This window comes from Acinetobacter sp. Ver3 (genome assembly GCF_000632455.1).
Lineage (GTDB): Bacteria > Pseudomonadota > Gammaproteobacteria > Pseudomonadales > Moraxellaceae > Acinetobacter.
This window is the reverse complement of record NZ_JFYL01000123.1, coordinates 1-3,460: the sequence shown is the minus strand read 5'-3', so window position 1 is coordinate 3,460 and position 3,460 is coordinate 1. Positions and strand designations below refer to the sequence as shown.

The 3,460-nt window shown below is 48.3% G+C and carries 1 tRNA gene and 1 rRNA gene; both read left to right on the top strand.

The window, feature by feature from the left end:
* The first annotated feature begins 25 nt into the window (after nt 1-25).
* Nucleotides 26-101, top strand: a tRNA-Ala gene (locus CL42_RS15675).
* Between the two features lie 379 nt (nt 102-480).
* Nucleotides 481-3,372, top strand: a 23S ribosomal RNA gene (locus tag CL42_RS15670).
* The last annotated feature ends 88 nt before the right edge of the window (nt 3,373-3,460 follow it).

Genomic DNA, 3,460 nt, shown 5'->3' with positions numbered 1-3,460 from the left:
GATACATTGATCTAAATGATAAGCTGGGGACTTAGCTTAGTTGGTAGAGCGCCTGCTTTGCACGCAGGAGGTCAGGAGTTCGACTCTCCTAGTCTCCACCACGTATTCATTCGAATACGTAGTAAGCAAACGAGTTGATAGCTTATAGAGCTTAGTAATAAAGCTGTGTATACTGCACGCCTTGATTATTAAGCTCTGTGATTTATCACAGTTGACTGCGATCTGACGAAGACGTAGTGAATCATTAACAGCATATATTTGAGTTGAAATAATTTGTTCATACTCATAGAAAGAGCGGAAACGAGATAACGTAAGTTATGGAGTTGAAGTGATTGAAATGAGAACTAGCGAAATTAACTGAATCAAGCGTTTTGGTATATGAATTTGAATTGAAGCTGTACAGTGTTTAGATACACAGTACTTCAAACTGTAATGTTGAACGATCTACTTGTAGGATCGAACGACTGTTTGGGGTTGTATAGTCAAGTAATTAAGTGCATGTGGTGGATGCCTTGGCAGTCAGAGGCGATGAAAGACGTGATAGCCTGCGAAAAGCTCCGGGGAGGCGGCAAATATCCTGTGATCCGGAGATGTCTGAATGGGGGAACCCACCTATCATAAGATAGGTATTGCAACATGAATACATAGTGTTGCAAGGCAAACGCGGGGAAGTGAAACATCTCAGTACCCGTAGGAAAAGAAATCAATTGAGATTCCCTCAGTAGCGGCGAGCGAAAGGGGAAAAGCCCATTAAGTTATGTAAGCTTTAGTGGAATGCTCTGGGAAGTGCAACCATAGTAGGTGATAGTCCTGTACACGAAAGGGCTTACATGATGATGTCGAGTAGGGCGGGGCACGTGAAACCTTGTCTGAATATGGGGGGACCATCCTCCAAGGCTAAATACTCCTGACTGACCGATAGTGAACCAGTACCGTGAGGGAAAGGCGAAAAGAACCCCTGTGAGGGGAGTGAAATAGATCCTGAAACCGCATGCATACAAGCAGTGGGAGCATCTTCGTGATGTGACTGCGTACCTTTTGTATAATGGGTCAGCGACTTACATTCAGTAGCAAGGTTAACCGAATAGGGGAGCCGTAGAGAAATCGAGTCTTAATAGGGCGTTTAGTTGCTGGGTGTAGACCCGAAACCAGGCGATCTATCCATGAGCAGGTTGAAGGTGAGGTAACACTTACTGGAGGACCGAACCCACTGTCGTTGAAAAGCCAGGGGATGACTTGTGGATAGGGGTGAAAGGCTAATCAAGCCTGGTGATAGCTGGTTCTCCCCGAAAGCTATTTAGGTAGCGCCTCGGACGAATACCATTGGGGGTAGAGCACTGTTTCGGCTAGGGGGTCATCCCGACTTACCAAACCGATGCAAACTCCGAATACCAATGAGTACTATCCGGGAGACAGACTGCGGGTGCTAACGTCCGTAGTCAAGAGGAAAACAATCCAGACCGCCAGCTAAGGTCCCTAAATCATAGTTAAGTGGGAAACGATGTGGGAAGGCATAGACAGCTAGGAGGTTGGCTTAGAAGCAGCCACCCTTTAAAGAAAGCGTAATAGCTCACTAGTCGAGTCGGCCTGCGCGGAAGATGTAACGGGGCTAAAACTATGTACCGAAGCTGCGGATTTGCAATTTATTGCAAGTGGTAGGGGAGCGTTCTGTAAGCCGATGAAGGTGGATTGAGAAGTCTGCTGGAGGTATCAGAAGTGCGAATGCTGACGTGAGTAACGATAAAACGGGTGAAAAACCCGTTCGCTGAAAGACCAAGGGTTCCAGTCCAACGTTAATCGGGGCTGGGTGAGTCGACCCCTAAGGCGAGGCCGAGAGGCGTAGTCGATGGGAAATTGGTTAATATTCCAATACTTCTGTGTAATGCGATGAGAGGACGGAGAAGGTTAAGTCAGCCTGGCGTTGGTTGTCCAGGTGGAAGATTGTAGGCATGTATCTTAGGCAAATCCGGGGTACTCTATGCTGAGAATCGATAGCAAGCTAGTTTACTAGCGAAGTGGCTGATACCATACTTCCAGGAAAAGTCTCTAAGCTTCAGTTACACAGGAATCGTACCCGAAACCGACACAGGTGGTCAGGTCGAGTAGACCAAAGCGCTTGAGAGAACTCTGCTGAAGGAACTAGGCAAAATGGTACCGTAACTTCGGGAGAAGGTACGCTGCCGGCGGTGATAGGACTTGCTCCTTGAGCTACTGGCAGCCTCAGAAACCAGGCCGCTGCAACTGTTTATTAAAAACATAGCACTCTGCAAACACGAAAGTGGACGTATAGGGTGTGATGCCTGCCCGGTGCTGGAAGGTTAATTGATGGGGTTAGCGTAAGCGAAGCTCTTGATCGAAGCCCCAGTAAACGGCGGCCGTAACTATAACGGTCCTAAGGTAGCGAAATTCCTTGTCGGGTAAGTTCCGACCTGCACGAATGGCATAATGATGGCGGCGCTGTCTCCAGCAGAGGCTCAGTGAAATCGAATTCGCCGTGAAGATGCGGTGTACCCGCGGCTAGACGGAAAGACCCCGTGAACCTTTACTGCAGCTTGACATTGAACTTTGATCTTACTTGTGTAGGATAGGTGGGAGGCTTTGAAGTAGAAACGCCAGTTTCTATGGAGCCGTCCTTGAAATACCACCCTGGTAATATTGAGGTTCTAACTCTGCTCCATTATCTGGAGCGAGGACCATGTCTGGTGGGTAGTTTGACTGGGGCGGTCTCCTCCTAAAGAGTAACGGAGGAGTACGAAGGTGCGCTCAGCGTGGTCGGAAATCACGCGTAGAGTATAAAGGCAAAAGCGCGCTTAACTGCGAGACCCACAAGTCGAGCAGGTACGAAAGTAGGTCTTAGTGATCCGGTGGTTCTGTATGGAAGGGCCATCGCTCAACGGATAAAAGGTACTCTGGGGATAACAGGCTGATACCGCCCAAGAGTTCATATCGACGGCGGTGTTTGGCACCTCGATGTCGGCTCATCTCATCCTGGGGCTGAAGCAGGTCCCAAGGGTATGGCTGTTCGCCATTTAAAGAGGTACGCGAGCTGGGTTTAGAACGTCGTGAGACAGTTCGGTCCCTATCTACCGTGGGCGTTGGAAATTTGAGAGGATCTGCTCCTAGTACGAGAGGACCAGAGTGGACGAACCTCTGGTGTACCGGTTGTGACGCCAGTCGCATCGCCGGGTAGCTATGTTCGGAAGGGATAACCGCTGAAAGCATCTAAGCGGGAAGCCTACCTCAAGATTAGATTTCCCAAGGACTTTATGTCCTCTAAAGAGCCGTTGAAGACTACAACGTTGATAGGTTGGATGTGGAAGTACGGTGACGTATGAAGCTGACCAATACTAATTACTCGTGAGGCTTGACTATACAACACCCAAACAGTTGGTGTTGTGGTTCAAATCATGACAAATAACTTGATTTAGTTAGATAAAACGCTAAACTGCACAAACTAAAG